The following is a 16,760-nucleotide window of genomic DNA, read 5'->3' as shown; positions in this document are numbered from 1 at the left end:
AATGGAGTCTGCAGCACCTTCAACGAAGTGTCCCGCCTTCATCGTCATGGGCGTAACCGGTTGCGGAAAGACCGCCGTCGGTAGCGCGCTTGCGAAGGCTCTCAAAGCTACTTTCATTGAGGGCGACAGCCTGCATCCGGCCGCGAATGTCGCCAAGATGGCGTCCGGCACCCCGCTCACCGACGACGACCGCGCCGGCTGGCTCGACACGATCGGGCGCTCGGTCGCCGAGGAGATTGCCGCGGGCAGGCGCGTGGTCGCGACCTGCTCGTCGCTGAAGCGGATCTACCGCGATCGCCTTCGCAGCTTCGCGCCCGACATCGTCTTCGTGCACCTAGTGCTGAGCCGCGATGAATCCTGGCGGCGCGTCAGCAACCGCCCCGGCCACTTCATGCCGGCGAGCCTCGTCGACAGCCAGTTCGCGACGTTGGAGCCGCCGACAGTCGACGAAGCGCACATTTCGCTCGATGCCACCCGGCCGATCAAGCAGCTGGTGCGTGAAGTCACCGCGCGCTACGCGCCGGCGACTGCCTGACCGAACAACGCCGTCCCCGCTGAAAGCAGCCCGGCGCGAACTGCCGCATCGGCATCGACGGGATGGACTTTCATGCTGGCGGCTTCCAGTGCCGCGCGGTAAAGCTCGAAGAGCTTTCCCGCTCCCACCAGCGTCACCGCCTCCACCCGGCCGAACTGCGCCCTCGCACCCGCAAGCTCCAGCCCGATCAGTTCGCCCGACAGCTTTGCGGCGCCTTCCGCCGCCTCCGCCAACCCAAGTAGCGGACCGGACCTGATGGAGAAAAGGCGCGCGGTCACCTGCTCGGGATTTTCCATCGCCCGCAGGACCGCACGGCTGAACGCTTGGGCGTCCGGAGACGCATCCGGCTGATCGGCGAGCGCAAGTTTCAGGATCGTGTGGCCGGCAATGGCCGCATAAAGCTCGCCGGTCATGAAGGTGGAAAACCGGGTAACCCTCCCCTCGTCCAGCTGCACCCATTTCGAATGGGTCCCGGGCATGCAGACGAGGCCAGAGCGCGTTCCCTCAGCCACCGCGCCGAGAAGTTGTGTCTCCTCGCCGCGCATCACATCCGGATACCGCACATCGCGCTGACAAATGCCGGGCAGGATGTGGATCGGCCGCTTCGCGCCGATTCTTACCGAGTTCTCAACCAGTTCCTTCAGCGCCGCCGGCGTCTCGAGATAGTTCGCCTCGCGCCAGCCCTGCTTGGCTCCCGCCATGCCGCAGATGACGACGGGAAGCTCGGCCGGCGCGGAGACGTCGTCGAGATGCCGGTCGAGCACGGAGGCAAAGCCAATGTCCCGCGCCTTCATCATGCCTTCGTCGCTGCGGGACTCCGCAATCACCTGCCCGTCGGCATCCAGCAACCATAGGCGAAACGATGAGGTCCCCCAGTCGACCGCCGCGATGAACGGCGTCATCCGGTCACCACCACGCCGGCGTCAACGACCAGCGCCTGGCCAGTCATCACGGTAGAGGCGGCCGAGGCGAGGAACAGCGTCGGCTCGACCATCGCCTCGGGCGGGATTTCGAGCTTGAGGCACTGGCGGTCGATATGCGCCTTGAGCGACTTCTCGTCGACCCACAGTTCGCGCTGGCGGTCGGTCAGTACCCAGCCGGGCATCAACGCGTTGACGCGGATGTTGTCGCCGCCAAGATCGCGCGCGAGGCCGCGGGTCATGCCGGTGATGCCGGCCTTGGCGGCCGTATAGGCGGCATAGGCGCCGTTGCCCATCATGTAGGAGATCGAGGAGTAGTTGACGATCGTCCCGCCGCCCGCCCTGCGCATGCCCGGCGCCACGGCCTGAATGGCGAAGAAGTAGTGGCGCAGGTTCACCGCCTGCATGTAGTCCCACTCCTCGACCGTGAAGCCGTCGAGCGGATGGCGGTTGTCCCACGCGGCGTTGTTCACCAGCACGTTGATGTCGCCATTGGCCCTGGCGGCCTGTGCGATCGCGTCCTGCAGCGCGGGAATGTCGGTCACGTCGCACTTGATGAAGAGCGGGCGCGAGCCATAGTTCTTTTCCAGCCGGTCGCAGAGCTCTGTGGCGTCCGAGCGCTGGACGAAGGCAACGTCCGCGCCCTGAGCAATGAACCCCTCGGTCAGATATTCGCCAATGCCTGAGCCGCCGCCGGAGATGAAGACCGACTTGCCGGCCAGATCATGAAACGTCGCGGAAAACTTCATGGCTCCTCCCGTCTCCTCGCAGGAGGGGGAGGATGACGAGGTTTCGGGTGCTTAGCAAGTAAACTGGCGCTGTGCCGCTGGCCTTTCTTGGAGGCTGCTGATGCAGCCTCCTCCACCAGGCTTCGCAGGTCCCCCTCGCCCCGTAAATGGGGGATCCGAGGTCGCGGTTTTGAGCAGCTCTGTGGTTGTCCTGATCTGTGGTTCGGAATTCTGCCTGCCTGACGTCGACTCACCACCGTCCTCACCTGCGCTGCCCGAAGATCCTCCCCTACGAAGTGGGGGAGGTGTCGCCGAAGGCGACGGAGGGGGCTGTGTCCCGCAGACCGTGAAGTCTTCAGATTCCCGAGCGCCAAACGGGTCGCGTCTCCAGGCGGTCCGCCCCAAGTCGTGCCCGCAAATCCAACCCTACGCGAACGGTACCGCCGCCGTACCGACCGGCAGCTTGGCCTCGTCGTCCGGCTCGACGTGGATGACAACGCGCACGGACGGGATCTCGTTGTGCAGCGCTTCCTCGATGCGGTCGCAGATGGCGTGGCTTTCGCCCACGGTCATTTCCGACTCTACGACCATGTGGAACTCGATGAAGGTCGCGCGACCGGCCATGCGAGTGCGCAGGTCATGCACCTCGAGCGCGCCCTTTGAATTAGCCGAGATGACATCGCGGATGTGCAAATGTTCTTCCAGCGGTACCGCGCGATCCATCAGCCCGTCCAGCGACGAGGTGATGACCTTCCAGCCCTGGTAGAGGATGTTGAGCGCCACCAGCATCGCCAGCAGCGGATCGAGGATGTACCAGCCAGTCAGCACGGCGCCAATGAGACCCGCCAGCACGCCGAATGAGGTGACCACGTCGGTCATGATGTGGCGGCCGTCGGCTTCCAGCGCGGGCGACTTGTGACGGCGGCCGGTGCGGATCAGCATCGTCGCCCACACCCCGTTGACGACGGCGGCCAGCGCGTTGACGGCAAAGCCCTGCCAGGCATGCTCCAGCGGCGCGTAGTTCTGGAAGGTACGCCAAACCTCGGCGAGGATCAGCAGCGCCGCGACTACGATCAGCACGCCCTCGAGCACGGCGGAAAAATACTCAGCCTTGTGGTGGCCGTACTGGTGGTCCTGGTCAGCCGGTTTCTGACTGACCGAGATGGCCCAGAACGCGGCAGATGCCGCAATCACGTTGACGATCGACTCCAGCGCGTCCGAGTAGAGCGCGACGGAGCCGGTCATCTGCCAGGCGACGAACTTGAGCGCCATCACCGCAAAGGCGATGAAGATCGACCAGGCGGCAAGCCGCCTAACCCGTCGCTTGGCTTCCATGGCTTCAGGCTGCCTTGTGCTTGGCCCTGCGCGGCATGTGCGCGACGACGTTCTCGATCATCCGCATGCCGGCGTTCTGGCCGAGGGTCATGATGGATTCCGGATGGAACTGCACCGCAGCGACGGGCTCGCGCTTGTGCTCGATGCCCATGATGACGCCGTCCTCGGTCTCCGCCGTGACGATGAAGTCATCCGGCAAGCGCACCGGATCCGCAAAGATCGAGTGATAGCGGCCGACGGTGACGTCCTTCGGCAGGCCGGCGAACACGGTGCCCGCCTTGTTCACGCGAATGCGCGAAGGCTTGCCGTGCACCGGAACCGAGAGCTGACGCAGCTCGCCGCCATAAGCCTCGGCCAGCGCCTGCAAGCCAAGGCAGACGCCGAAGATCGGCAGGTCGCGCTTGCGCGCCTTCTCGATCGTTGCCTTGGTGTCGAAATCCTTCGGCATGCCGGGTCCCGGCGACAGGACGACGAGGTCCGGGTTGACGCGATCGAAAACTTCCTCCGGTACGGGCGTGCGCACGGTAACAACGTTGGCACCCGTCTGGCGGAAGTAGTTCGCCAGGGTGTGCACGAACGAGTCTTCATGGTCGACCAGCAGGATCGTGACCCCCTCGCCTACCTTTGCGTCTTCGCTCTCGGTGGCCGAGGCCTGTGCGGTCGCCGCTTCACGGATCGCAGTCAGCATGGCGGATGCCTTCAGTTCGGTTTCGGCCTCTTCCTCGGCCGGATCGGAGTCATAAAGCAACGTGGCACCTGCGCGCACCTCGGCAATTCCGTCCTTGATGCGAATGGTGCGCAGCGTGAGGCCGGTGTTCAGGTCGCCATTGAAGTGCACCATGCCGATGGCACCACCATACCATGCGCGCGGACTCTTTTCGTGATTTTCGATGAAGCGCATCGCCCACAGCTTGGGCGCGCCCGTAACCGTCACCGCCCACGCGTGCGACAGGAACGCGTCGAATGCATCCATGTCCGGACGCAGGCGACCCTCGATATGATCGACGGTGTGGATCAGGCGCGAGTACATCTCAATCTGACGGCGGCCGATCACGCGCACCGAGCCAGGCTCGCAGACGCGGCTCTTGTCGTTGCGGTCGACGTCGGAGCACATCGTCAGCTCCGACTCGTCCTTCTTCGAGTTGAGGAGCTTGAGGATCTGTTCGGAGTCGGCGATGGCATCGTCGCCGCGCTTGATCGTGCCGGAGATGGGGCAGGTCTCGACCCGGCGGCCGTTGACGCGCACGAACATTTCCGGCGAGGCGCCAATAAGGTACTCGCCCTCGCCGAGGTTGATGAAGAAGGAGTACGGCGACGGGTTGATCTTCTTCAGGCGCCGGGTGATGTCCGAGGGCTTCGAGACGCAGCGTTCAAAGAACATCTGGCCGGGCACGACCTCGAACAGGTCGCCGCGCTTGAAACTCTCCTTCGCCTTCTCGACAAGACGGGCATATTCGCCCGGCTCATGGTCGCCGCGCGGTGGGATGCGGTCAGACGGCTTGAAGGGAGCGTCCTCGCCCGAACGCTCCAGCCCCTCGGTCGAGAAGCCTTCGCCTGAATAGTCGTAGCGGTCGTGCCATGCCTTCGCTGAGTGGTGGTCGACGACGAGGATTTCGTCCGGCAGGTAGAGCACCAGGTCGCGCTGGCTCTCCGGCCGCTTCAGCTTCATTTCGACATGGTCGAACTGGAAGGCAAGGTCGTAGCCGAACGAGCCATAGAGGCCGAGATTGCTGTCGTCGGGCGAGCGGAACAGGTTGACGAGCGCGCGCAGGACCGTGAAGACGGTTGGAACGCGCGAGCGCTCTTCCTCGGCAAAGACGCGGTCGGGCTCGGCGACCGTGAGCGAGATGCGGGTATCAGTGACCTCGTTGAGGGTCACCGCGGTCTCTGTATCGAGCGCGCTCCTGATGACGGGAAGCAGCACCTCGCCGCGCTTGTTCAGCGCCTCGATCTTCATGGCGCGGCCACGCGCGCTGACGACCAGGGGCGGATCAATGATCGCGGTGTCCCAGCGGGTGTAGCGGCCCGGATACTCGTAATTCGACGAGAACACGCAGCCACGACGGGAATCAAGGCCGTCAATATAGGCTTCAATTGCGCCTGCGTAGGCGGTTTCGTGCCGGCGCCGGGTGACCGTTATGCCACCTTTGGTAACATATCGCTCGCCGCCGTCTTCAGTCAGTTGGACCGTCATTACCTGTCTCCACTTGTTCCGGCACTCACGGATCCGAACCAACCTGAAAACAAAATGGCCGCCCGGAAATCCGTTGCGGCCATCCCCACTTTCACGCACACGCGCTCAACCGGCCGCTATAAGCAGCGCCACCACCAACGGTTCCAGGTCGAGATCGTGTTCATGCGTTTTCAATAGCTGCGATTGCGCCGCGCGGCAAGGAGATTCCCAGCGGCTCCAATAACCAGTTCAACGCTCGTGGCTGCGCACCTCGCGCAGGCCTGACACGGCCAGCCAGGACAGGCTCGCCCACGCAACTCCCAGCGCCCAGCCGCCAAGCACGTCGCTCGGCCAGTGGACGCCGAGATAGATGCGGCTCATGCCGACGATGAAGGTGAGGAAGATCGCCGCGCACAGCACATAGAGGCGCACGAGGAAGCGATCGGACAGACGTACGATCAGCACCGCCAGCGTCAGGTAGACGACCGCGCTCATCGTCGCGTGGCCGCTCGGAAAGCTCGCCGTGTAGGTGTGCACCAGATGGTCGACGACCTGCGGTCGCGGCCGGTCGATGACGTGCTTCAACATGCTGCTGGCCATGGTGCCAGAGACGATGGCGCCGACGGTGAAGATCGCGGGGCCGTACTGCCCGGAGACGATCAGGAAGCCGACCACTGCCGTCACCAGCGTGATCAGCACCGGATAACCGCCGAGCGTCGTCATCTCGAGGATCGCCTTTTCCAGCCACTCCGGCCCCATTGGATCGGCAAGATTTTGCGGATCGCGGAAGAACAGGAGGATCTGCGAGTCGAAGCCGGCAAGGCCATCCCCGCCGACCTGGTAGGAGAGGAAGGCGAATACGGCGATGGAGATGATCGCGATCACGAACGCGGGCCTGGTTGCCCAGCGCATGTCGCGCATGCCGCTGACGAGATCGGTAACGCTCGATTTACTCATGCACTCCGTTTAGCCCATTCGCCGGAGATTTCAGAGAGCCAAAGCACAAAAAGCAAAGGCGCCGTCGAGTGACGGCGCCTCCGCTGCCTGAGCTTGCTGGTTCTCTTAGAAGAGACCTTCGATCTGACCTTCCTCATTGAGGAAGATGCGCTCGGACGACGGCGACTTCGGCAGGCCCGGCATGGTCATGATCTCACCGCAGATCGCGACCACGAAGCCGGCACCTGCGGAGAGACGCACTTCGCGGATCGGCACGACGTGGCCGGTCGGCGCACCGCGCAGGTTCGAGTCGGTCGAGAACGAGTACTGGGTCTTGGCCATGCAGACCGGCAGGTTGCCGTAGCCCTGTGCCTCCCACTGGTGCAGCTGGTCGCGCACGCTCTTGTCGGCAACAGCCTCCGAGCCGCGATAGATGCGCTTCACAATGGTGTCGATCTTGTCGAACAGCTTCATCTCGTCCGGATAGAGGGGAGCGAACTGCGCCTGGCCCGACTCTGCCAGCTCGACGACCTTGTGAGCGAGGTCCTCGATGCCGGCCGAACCCTCTGCCCAGTGGCGGCACAGGATTGCATCAGTGCCCTGCTCCTTGACGTAGGCCCTGACCGCCTCGATCTCAGCGTCGGTGTCGGTGCCGAAGTGGTTGATCGCCACCACGACTGGAACACCGAACTGCTTCACGTTCTCGATGTGGCGGCCGAGGTTCGGGCAGCCCTTCAGGACGGCGTCGACGTTCTCCTGGCCGAGATCGTCCTTCTTGACCCCGCCGTTCATCTTGAGCGCGCGGACGGTCGCGACGATGACCGCGGCAGCCGGCTTCAGGCCAGCCTTGCGGCACTTGATGTCGAAGAACTTCTCCGCGCCAAGGTCAGCACCGAAGCCTGCCTCGGTCACGACGTAGTCGGCGATCTTCAGAGCGGTCGTGGTAGCGACAACCGAGTTGCAGCCATGCGCGATGTTCGCGAACGGGCCGCCGTGGACGAAGGCCGGGTTGTTCTCGAGCGTCTGCACGAGGTTCGGCTGGATCGCGTCCTTGAGGAGCACGGCCATCGCACCGTCGGCCTTGAGGTCGCGGGCGAAAACCGGGCTCTTGTCGCGGCGGTAGCCGATGATGATGTCGCCGAGGCGGCGCTCGAGATCCTTGAGGTCGGTCGCAAGGCAGAGGATCGCCATAACTTCCGACGCCACGGTGATGTCGAAGCCGGCCTCACGCGGGAAGCCGTTGGCCGCGCCACCCAGCGAGCAGACGATCTGGCGCAGCGCGCGATCGTTCATGTCCATCACGCGGCGCCATGCGACGCGGCGAGTGTCGATGCCGAGTTCGTTGCCCCAGTAGATGTGGTTGTCGATCAGGGCCGAGAGCAGGTTGTGCGCGGTGGTGATGGCGTGGAAGTCGCCGGTGAAGTGGAGGTTCATGTCCTCCATCGGCACGACCTGCGCATAGCCGCCGCCTGCCGCACCGCCCTTGATGCCGAAGTTCGGCCCGAGCGAGGCTTCGCGGATGCAGACCACAGCCTTCTTGCCGATGCGGTTGAGACCGTCGCCGAGACCCACGGTCGTCGTGGTCTTGCCCTCGCCCGCCGGGGTCGGGTTGATCGCGGTGACCAGGATCAGCTTGCCGTCCTTGTTGCCCTGGACCGACTTAATGAACTCGGCAGAGACCTTCGCCTTGTCATGGCCGTAAGGCAGAAGGTGTTCAGACGGGATGCCAAGCTTGGCACCGATCTCCATGATCGGCTTCTTCTTCGCGGCGCGCGCGATCTGAATGTCGGATTTGAATTCGGCCATAAACGGTCCTCGCTCCCCTGGTTACGGAACGGACCGCGCAACGCGGTCCGAGTTCGTGCGCATCAAAGCCGGATCAAGCTCATCCGCGCCATCTCGATTGTGCCGTGCAATGCGCAAAATGCGACACGGCGTCAAACTCTTTAGATGTCGACAGACTGTATACAACATCGAAAAACCTGCCAAGTGGGAAGCGTGACTCAGGTGCAAAAACGCTCGATCTCGCGGGGCAAAATTGCGGTACGACGCGATAAACGACGCCTCGTCACCAGCAGCCGCCGGTTACGACATCCAATATGGGATACAGTCCGAAGATAAAGGGCGCTTCCGGAGCCTCTCGGGCTCCGGAAAACGCGTCATCCTTGTGCTGTCAGCGATCGAGGACCTGACGCAGCTCGACGAGATTCGAACGCACCTGAAGCAGGTTGAACCCCATCGTTGCAAGGTGAGACGGGAAGAACGCACTCGACTCGTTGCCGTTCGAAATGATCCACGGCTGCACATTCAGCGCCGCGCGCAGCTGAGCCTCCACCCTGGTCCACAGCGCAGTCAGATTGCGTTCGGCAATGACGTTAGCGAAATCGGCGCGCGCTCCCGTCAGGATGCCGTAGTAGGCGTAGAGCTGGCCGTAGGCGAACCAGAAGCGGTCGTCAGCACGGACATCAAACCAGCCAGCGTCGGACGCCTCGATGCGCTGGCGCAGGATGTCGGAAGTCGAGCCGATATCGCCGGCGATGCGGTCGAGGAACTGCATAAGGTTGTCGGCGCGTGCGTCGAACGTCGCGTTGCAGGCCTCGAGGCTGGCGTTGAAGGCACGCAGCTTCTGCATGCCTTCGCGGTAGACGCTCGGCGTTGGCCGAGTCGGGCCGCGCATGCCGATGTACCAGGCAGTCTCGCTCCAGGCCATCGCGGTGCGGGCGTCCTGCAGGTTCTGGTCGATCTGCGACGTGCCGCGCACGCGACCAAGCGTGTCGACCAGCTCCGTCGTCGTGCGGCGCAGCACCTGATTGATGCCGAGCTGGAAGGCCGCCTTGTTGTCGAAGAACGGCGTGTGCCGCCACTCGATGCCGAAGAAGCCGAGCTTCGACACCAGCATCGAGGAAATCCAGGCGTTCTGGTTGACGTTGAAGTCGATCAGGTCAGCCGCAACCACGGTGATGGCAGAAGGGCTGCAGGAATTCGCGCCCCCGCCATTGCTTTCGCCCGGCATCGACGCGTTGGCAGCCGGTACCCGGCTGAACGAGGCATACTGTTGCGGGTAGTCCGGATTGAAGTTCGTCCAGCGCTGCGTGACCCAGAAGAAATAGCCGTAGAGGCAGACGATGATCAGCAACAGGACCGCGATCGGTGCCTTGATGACCCAGCCGCGCTGTGTGTACCAGCGCCCCGCCGCGACGAACGGCCAGCAGATCCAGGCGATGACGATGCCGATCCCCTTGCCGATGGCCTGGAAGATGCGGGTGAAGAAGTTCACGATCGGGTCCAGCATGTCTCACCCTCGGTCCTTGAGGCCATAGAGGCGCAGGCGGTAGCCTGCCTTATCCTTCAAATACGTATCTTTCAGCGTCTCCACAACGTGGCGGCGCCAGACCTGATTGAAGCCCTGGTAGTCGCGATAGAAGCCCTGCTTGTTGAAGATGTAGCGCGACATGAAGTCGAACGGCACGAAGTCGGAGATCAGCCGGTTCGTGAGCCATGCGTCGGGGTGACCAGGTTTCGCCCGCACGAGCAGGAACCGCCTGTGCGGCGGCACCTCATCGATCCTGATCTGTCCGTACTGCGCCAATTCGCGCTTCATCGCGTTGAGGAAGGGGAACGTGCCCTCGCGGTTGATCAGGTCGGCGTGCGAATGGATCCACGTCTGCAGCCAGATGCGGTCGACCTGGGTCAGATCCCGCTCCGGGTCCGACTGGTGGATCAGCATGCGCACGGCCATTTCGGCGCGGTGCTCGAGATAGCCGGACTGGTCGATCCACGACGCGCGCGGCAGCTCGATCCGGCCCGTTTCGAGCAGGAAGCGGAATACCCGCTCAGGATCGTGCAGCGACAGATAGCTCACCTGCCATGGTCGCGAGCGGCGGAAGCCCGGCGCCGACGGATCGCTGATTACCGTCGTCATCCCGGGATCGACGAAGACGTAAAAACCGCCGAAATGGCTGGTCCAGTAGGCCGTGTGACGGAAGATGACCTGGTCGGGCACCAGCGCGTTCTGGCGAATGTCGCCAGTGACCTTCGCGAGCTCCACCATGCGCTCGAGCGTCGCCGTATCGCGCCAGAAATCCGGCTCCTGCTTCAGCCGGTCGATCAGCGTCGCAAGCTCGCTCGCCTTGCCGGTCACGTCCTCGGCGGACAGCACCCGGAACTCGACCTGGTTCACCGAGAGCAGGTCCTCGATGTCCTCGACCTTGGCAACCGAATCCTCGATCTCGCCGTAGATCACGTCCTTGATCGTCAGCGCGTTAATGACGCGCGAATTGGCGGTCAGGAACTCGTAGAGCAGCTGCGAGGTGTTCGAGAACGCCGTGTGCACCACCGGCAGCTCGATCTGCTGCGGGGTGAGAATGATGAAGCGGCGGTTGATGCCGTTCGGGTCGAGATAGTCCCGATCGCCGAGTTCCTCGGCCACTTGCGGCGAGAAACCGGACCGGTCGATCTCGATGCGTGACAGCTTCGTCGGCGGCAGACCGAACGCCGCCAGCGCCTTGTTGTAGCGCTCGATCAGATGCGGCTCCTCGATCGGCAGCAACCGCCCGTAGATTAGTTCATTGTCGAGAAGAAGGTCCATTAGTGCTTCTCCCCGGATTTGGGGAGTTCCGGGCTACGCATTCCAGAGCCCCCTCGCCTTCAGGGACTCGATCTCGGCAATGGCGCGTTCGCGCAGGCGTGCATCGCGGATAAGCTTGTCGACCGCGGCATCGTCCGACTTGTCTGCGTAACGGAATTCGGAGTCGGCGTAGCGGTTGATCTCCTGCATCACCATGTCCATCGTGAACGGGCGACGCAGCTCAGCGACCATCGCCTTCTTCTCTTCGTAGGACTTGCCCATGAAGGCGTCGCGCGTCTCGAACCACTCGTCCGGCAGCTCGATATCCATCGCCCGCATCTTGATCGCGTCGGTGACGTTCTTGATCGCGCGGCCGGTGAAGCGCGGCTCGGCTTGCTTGATGCGGTGCAGATATTCGCCAATGTCCGCCAGCGTCTTCGGCTCGCCGCGTTCGTCCATGAAGCGCTCGTAGACCTTGCGCAGCCCTTCCTCCTGCGGCTTCGAGTACTGCTCGTAAGCCGCCTCGACGGCGCGCTTGATCTCCTGCGCGGCATAGAGATCGTGCTCGCCGAGCGGAATATTGTGGTTCTTGCCCGCCAGCAGCACGAAGATGTCGATGTAGTCCTCCCGAGTCTGCGGCCCGTCGACCAGCCAGCGTGCCCCGGCGCGCTGGCGCAGCGCATCATCCACGTTCTCCGGATAGTTGGAGAACATGCCGAAGCTGCAGTTGCCGCGGATGACCGTGCCCGCTCCCGAGAAGGCGTCCATCAGCACGCCGGTGATCTCGTGCTGGCCGGCGGAGGCACGGTCGTCGGAGCGCTTGGCCGCCACCTGATCGACGTCGTCGATCGTTCCAAAGCCGATGACCCGCGGGTTCATGACGTTGTTGATGAACTGACGGCAGTTCTGGCCCGACTTTCCCTGGTAGGACGAGATCTGGTCGACGCCAAAGTTTTCGTAGTGGAAGGGAACGCCCGCAACCTGAGCATAGTCGTTGACGAGACCCGCGATCATCTGGATCAGCGTCGTCTTGCCGGTTCCCGGCGCGCCGTCGCCGATGAAGGTGAACAGGAAGCCGCCGAGTTCGACAAAAGGGTTGAGCTGACGGTCGAAGTCATAGGCCATCAGCATCTTGGCGAGCTTCAGCGCCTGGTACTTGGCGATGTGGTTGCCGACCACCTCTTCAGGCTTGCGGAACTGCATGACGAGGGGCTTTGCCTTGCGCCCCGGGGCGACATCGAAACCGTCGATGGTAAAATCGTCCTTCTCGATGCGGATGTGCGCGTTCTCGAAGGCGCCGAGCCCGTCGAAGCGCGACTTGCGCTGCAACAAGCCTTCGAGCACCACCGTCGCATAGGCCCGCGCCCGCGCAGGAAGGTCGGCTTCGTCCTTCGCGCCCGCGAGTGCGCCGTCGAGCCCCGAAACCAGCGCCTTCAGCACATCCTGCTGGGTGTCGAACACATATTCCGGCTCGCGCAGGTCATTCGGCGCCTCCGCATCACTTTCGACCGTCTGCAGCAGATAGGAGGCAAAGGTGAAGGCCGCGACGTAAGCCGCGGCAGAAAGGAGCCGCTTGTAGACGGCGACGTCCTCGCCCTCGAGCGGCGAGCGGGCGTTCTTCGCCTGCAGGTCTTCTAGCGCCGTCGATTTCGCGAAGACATCGGCGACGGCCATCGCCACGGACAGGCCACGCCGGGCGCGGTAAAGCAGCGTATGCTGGGCGGGAGACAGCAGTTGGTCGTCGGGACGCACCGCCTGAACGGTCCTGGTGAGTTCCACCTCGCGCGTTCGGCGCACGGAGCCGGTCGAAACGGTCGGCACGAAGCGGCGGCCGGTGCCTGCAAGCTCCCTCCCGCCGCGCGCCGAAGAATCCTCCAGGACGACTATGCGGGTGATGAAGCTCTGCGCCAGCGCGCGATGCTTCTCGATATCGGCTTCCAGAAGCGTCGTCAGGCCGGTGTCCATGTCATGCTCCCTCAGACATCAGTGATAACCTGGCCGTTCGAGATGATGTGCACCTGATAGCCGGAGAAAATCTGCTGCGCCTCGCCCGCGGCATAGAGCGCCTGGTAGGCCTCGTGCGGAATGAGCGCGTGCTTCTCGTAGGACGACACGCCCATGCGTGCTGCCTCGAGATCGTCGGTGTTGATGTAAAACTCCTCGCGCGCCGGCTGGCGCGAGAACAGCCCGCGCTTCGCCGGCTGCTCCGCCTTGGAGAACACTTCCTGCACCGTCCAGGTCAGCAGCCAGGCATTCTGCGGCTTGCGAACCTTTGAAAGCACCTCCTGCACCGTCGAATTGTGCTCGGTGATTCCGGCCGAATAGAACGGGCCAAGCACGACGCGGCGCAGCTGCTTGGGGTGCAGCGTCTCGAAATCCTTGTCGAGATTGGTCGCAATCGTGGTCGGTGTCAGCGTGTAGGCTGAGTTCTTCTCGGCAAAGTCGTCGAACTGGTGCGCAAGCTCGGGGTTGAGCAGACCGTCAACGGGCAGCGGCACCGGCACCTTCTCGTTCAGCTTACCGTCGGGTCCCACCAGCTGGCGCACGAGCCCGTCGGAAGAATCCTCTAGCGTCGCCATGTAGACGAGCGGCAGGTTGGCTGTGCCGTCGAAGGCACCCCAGTGAACGACATAAAACGGTCGCTGGGTCTTCGGGTTTACCGAAACGCGGATGGTCTTGGGCAGGATAAAGGGCCCGAACACCTGTCCGGACGACACCTGCTCCAGGTAGAGCCGCTCGGCCATCGCCTTACGCAATGCATGCGGCATCGCTTTCTGGCGCAGGATGAAGTCGGCCATTTCGGCGCGAAGCGCTTCAGGCTCGGGAATCGCGGCCAGCCGTTTATCGGCGCTGCTGCGATCGTTCTCGAGTTCGAGGACGTTCTGGAAGACCGGAAAGCCGCTTTCTGCGCGCGAGATGCGGAACGACTCCATGAAGCCGAGCCTGTTTCGCCAGCTTGTGAAGGAGTTTTCCAGCCGCCCGATATACTCGCCCATCACCTTGGCGATCAGGTCGTGCCGGTAGAGCGGCGAACTGTCATCGCGCAGGAAGACGTCAAGGCCGCTCAACGCGGACGCGATTGCTTCGAAATAGCGCGTTGCGGGATCATTCGCGCTCATCGCGCCGGTCCATGATGCTGGAGTGAAGAGGGAGAAGTGCGAGATAAGCGCCAGCGCGCCGTTGCAAAAGACGGTCGCCGCTGGTCAGCAAGTCATTGCTTATGAGACCGTCACGGTGGGTATCCCGGAAACGATGGCGCAAGACGGAGGTTGCGTACCCCCACCCCTTACCCCTCCCCACAAGGGGGAGGGCAATCCTGAGGTACCAGCGCCTGTCTTCCGCTGCGCGTTCCCGGCAACTCGAGGCGCGGTATCTCCCTGAAAAGCCGGTTCCGGCTCCGCAAGAGTTCTTATTGCCTGGGCCGGCCACATCACCCTGACCACCTCCATGCTCGGCAGTCTCAACCTCAGAAACAGGCGCCGACACCAATGTCTCCCCTCCCCCTTGTGGGGAGGGGTAAGGGGTGGGGGTGAGACCATGGAGCATTACGGAGAAACTCACGCAGGAAGGCGCAGACGTTACTGCCGCACGTAGTCCGCCGCATTGTGCTTGCGCATCACTTCCTCGAAGCGGCGGGCGAACGCCTCGTCGGCGAGCTTCTTGCGCCGCTGGATGTCGGCCGTCGCCACCATATTCTTCTCGTGCAGTTCGAGCAGGTCGCCGATGTGTTTCTGCGCCGCAGCGCCGATGCCCGCCATCGTCTCCTCGGCGGTGTTGTCGACCCGGCTGCCGAGCGTGTTGATCTTGTGCGCGACGTCTTGCTGCGCCGCCGTCTTCAGCGAGTCCTCCAGCGCTTTATAGAGAACGATGCGCTGCTCGGTATCGATGGTCAGCTTGTTGATCAGCGTGTTCTGCGCCGCGATCTGGTTGTTGAGCGAGTCGACGAAGGTCTGGAACATCGAGGTATAACGCTCGAGCGTCTGGCTCTCGGCCAGCAGTTCCTGTTCCTTCGCCTGCATCTGGTTGTACTCGGTCGCGAGCTTCGAGCGCTCGCCCTCAAGTTCGGTGCGCTGGTTCTGATCGGTGGAAGCTGCGATCTTGTTCTCGATATCGAGCAGCAGCGGATTGAGTTCTTCGATCCGGCGCTGTGTCGCCGTCAGGGTTTCGATGGTGCGCTTGCGGCGCTCAATCACCTGCGAAAGGCTGGCCTCCGAGGTCTTGTAGCGCTGGTCGAGGATGTTCTTCTGTTCCTTGAGGATGCCGACGATGGTGTCGGACTTGGCCAAAAGTTCCTGCAGGTTGCCGGCGAGCGACATGTTGCGGACGCGCTCGGTTCGCATGCGCTGCTTCTTCTGCTGGGAGAAGATGCCGACGAAGTTTTCCCACGCCGTGTAGCTCTTCATGCTCTCGAATTCCGAGCCGAACACGTTGGTCGCGTCCTCAAGGCCGATGATGAGGTCGGCGATGTTGCCTTCCATCACCTTCTGCTGTGCGAGCACGTCCTGGATGCGCGCATTCTCGATGTCGAAGTCGGTCGCGCCGATGGTGGAGGCGTCCGCCTGGGCGAGCTTGTCGAGCACCTGACCGGACTGCTCGATCTTGGAGCGCATTTCGTCAACGACGCTCTTGGTGCGGGAAATCTCTGCATCAAACTTCTGCAACGTCGCCATGCGCTACACTCCAACCCTCTGGCGTTCCTGTTCTTCCGTCGCGGAATATATGTGGCACAGCCAGCGATTGAAAGAAATGCACATCGCATAAACGCACAGGTTGCCCCGGTTTTTAGCCGCCAAAAGACCGAGAAATTCCGCCTTATGTGGAAGCAAAGCCGACGAGGTCTTCGGGCGGAACGCGGCCCATTTCCTCTTCCCAGTGGCGCCGGCAGAGCGAGACATACTTGTCCTCGCCGCCGATTTCGACCTGCGCGCCCTGGCGCTGGATCTTCCCGTTGGGACCAAGCCGCACCACCATCGTCGCCTTGCGGCCGCAGCGGCAGAGCGTGCGGATCTCACGCAGCTCATCAGCCAGCGCCAGCAGCGCCTTTGAGCCCGGAAAGAGCTTCCCCTGGAAATCGGTGCGCAGACCATAGCACATCACCGGCACGCCGAGCCGGTCAGCCACCCGCGCAAGCTGCCACACCTGATCCTCGGTGAGGAACTGGGCCTCGTCGATCAGCACGCAGTGGAGCGGACTGGTCCTCAGATGATCGCGCACCTGCGCGAACAGGTCATCAGCAGCGGAAAAGGTGTTTGCCTCGGCCGTTACGCCAAGCCGCGAGGCGATAATTCCCTTCCCTGCCCGGTCATCGAGCGCAGCGGTAAACAGGATCGTCTCCATGCCGCGCTCGCGGTAGTTGTACGACGCCTGCAGCAGCAGCGTCGACTTTCCGGCGTTCATTGCCGAGTAGTGGAAATAGAGTTTTGCCATCGATCTATTAAACGCAATGCGCCTCCGAAGGGGAGGATGTGGCGTGACAAAGCTGTGATGTGTCGCGGCCAGTCAAGGCAACGACGCCCTCCGTAACGTCACTCGGCTTGCAACCTAAGAAAAATGGTGTTTGGCTCAT

At 63.0% G+C, this 16,760-nt stretch carries 13 protein-coding genes; 1 reads left to right on the top strand and 12 read right to left on the bottom strand.

Translation table 11 applies throughout. From position 1 onward, the window contains the following. The first annotated feature begins 1 nt into the window (after nucleotide 1). Entirely contained in the window at nucleotides 2–535 is a 534-nt protein-coding gene (locus L610_RS09655; RefSeq protein WP_034330536.1) for a gluconokinase, read from the top strand. Here the strand turns inward: L610_RS09655 and L610_RS09650 are convergent. From L610_RS09650 to L610_RS09595, 12 genes are all read right to left on the bottom strand, one after another. Continuing rightward, the gene (locus L610_RS09650; RefSeq protein WP_144704573.1) at nucleotides 514–1,437 is read right to left on the bottom strand and encodes a 2-dehydro-3-deoxygalactonokinase; all 924 of its coding nucleotides are present in this window, start codon (nucleotides 1,435–1,437) and stop codon (nucleotides 514–516) included. The genes L610_RS09655 and L610_RS09650 overlap by 22 nt on opposite strands. Then, complete coding sequence (locus L610_RS09645) at nucleotides 1,434–2,204, bottom strand: SDR family NAD(P)-dependent oxidoreductase (protein ID WP_024849147.1); 771 nt, start codon at nucleotides 2,202–2,204, stop codon at nucleotides 1,434–1,436. Before L610_RS09645 ends, L610_RS09650 begins: the two co-directional genes overlap by 4 nt. A gap of 405 nt (nucleotides 2,205–2,609) precedes the next feature. Further along, complete coding sequence (locus L610_RS09640) at nucleotides 2,610–3,518, bottom strand: cation diffusion facilitator family transporter (protein WP_024849146.1); 909 nt, start codon at nucleotides 3,516–3,518, stop codon at nucleotides 2,610–2,612. A gap of 4 nt (nucleotides 3,519–3,522) precedes the next feature. After that, complete coding sequence (locus tag L610_RS09635; RefSeq protein WP_144704570.1) at nucleotides 3,523–5,712, bottom strand: anthranilate synthase; 2,190 nt, start codon at nucleotides 5,710–5,712, stop codon at nucleotides 3,523–3,525. Between the two features lie 228 nt (nucleotides 5,713–5,940). Further along, entirely contained in the window at nucleotides 5,941–6,648 is a 708-nt protein-coding gene (locus L610_RS09630) for a phosphatase PAP2 family protein (protein WP_144704567.1), read from the bottom strand. A gap of 105 nt (nucleotides 6,649–6,753) precedes the next feature. Continuing rightward, nucleotides 6,754–8,433, bottom strand: coding sequence for a formate--tetrahydrofolate ligase (locus L610_RS09625; protein WP_024849143.1), 1,680 nt, complete (start codon nucleotides 8,431–8,433; stop codon nucleotides 6,754–6,756). Nucleotides 8,434–8,800: 367 nt separating this feature from the next. Beyond that, entirely contained in the window at nucleotides 8,801–9,919 is a 1,119-nt protein-coding gene (locus L610_RS09620) for a DUF2333 family protein (protein WP_024849142.1), read from the bottom strand. A 3-nt stretch (nucleotides 9,920–9,922) separates the two neighbouring features. Then, nucleotides 9,923–11,215, bottom strand: coding sequence for a DUF6638 family protein (locus L610_RS09615; RefSeq protein WP_024849141.1), 1,293 nt, complete (start codon nucleotides 11,213–11,215; stop codon nucleotides 9,923–9,925). Nucleotides 11,216–11,248: 33 nt separating this feature from the next. Continuing rightward, the gene (locus tag L610_RS09610; protein ID WP_024849140.1) at nucleotides 11,249–13,159 is read right to left on the bottom strand and encodes an ATP-binding protein; all 1,911 of its coding nucleotides are present in this window, start codon (nucleotides 13,157–13,159) and stop codon (nucleotides 11,249–11,251) included. An 11-nt stretch (nucleotides 13,160–13,170) separates the two neighbouring features. Continuing rightward, nucleotides 13,171–14,313: a hypothetical protein gene (locus tag L610_RS09605; RefSeq protein ID WP_024849139.1), complete on the bottom strand. Its 1,143-nt coding sequence runs from the start codon at nucleotides 14,311–14,313 to the stop codon at nucleotides 13,171–13,173. Nucleotides 14,314–14,772: 459 nt separating this feature from the next. After that, nucleotides 14,773–15,864 (bottom strand): hypothetical protein, encoded by a 1,092-nt coding sequence (locus tag L610_RS09600; RefSeq protein WP_024849138.1) that lies wholly within the window; start codon nucleotides 15,862–15,864, stop codon nucleotides 14,773–14,775. A gap of 142 nt (nucleotides 15,865–16,006) precedes the next feature. Further along, a complete protein-coding gene (locus L610_RS09595) occupies nucleotides 16,007–16,621 on the bottom strand; it encodes a thymidine kinase (protein ID WP_024849137.1) in 615 nt (204 codons plus the stop codon). Nucleotides 16,622–16,760 lie beyond the last annotated feature (139 nt).

Origin of the sequence: Aminobacter sp. J44, assembly GCF_007829415.1 — a bacterium.
GTDB lineage: Bacteria > Pseudomonadota > Alphaproteobacteria > Rhizobiales > Rhizobiaceae > Aerobium.
This window is presented reverse-complemented; position numbering and strand designations above follow the sequence as displayed.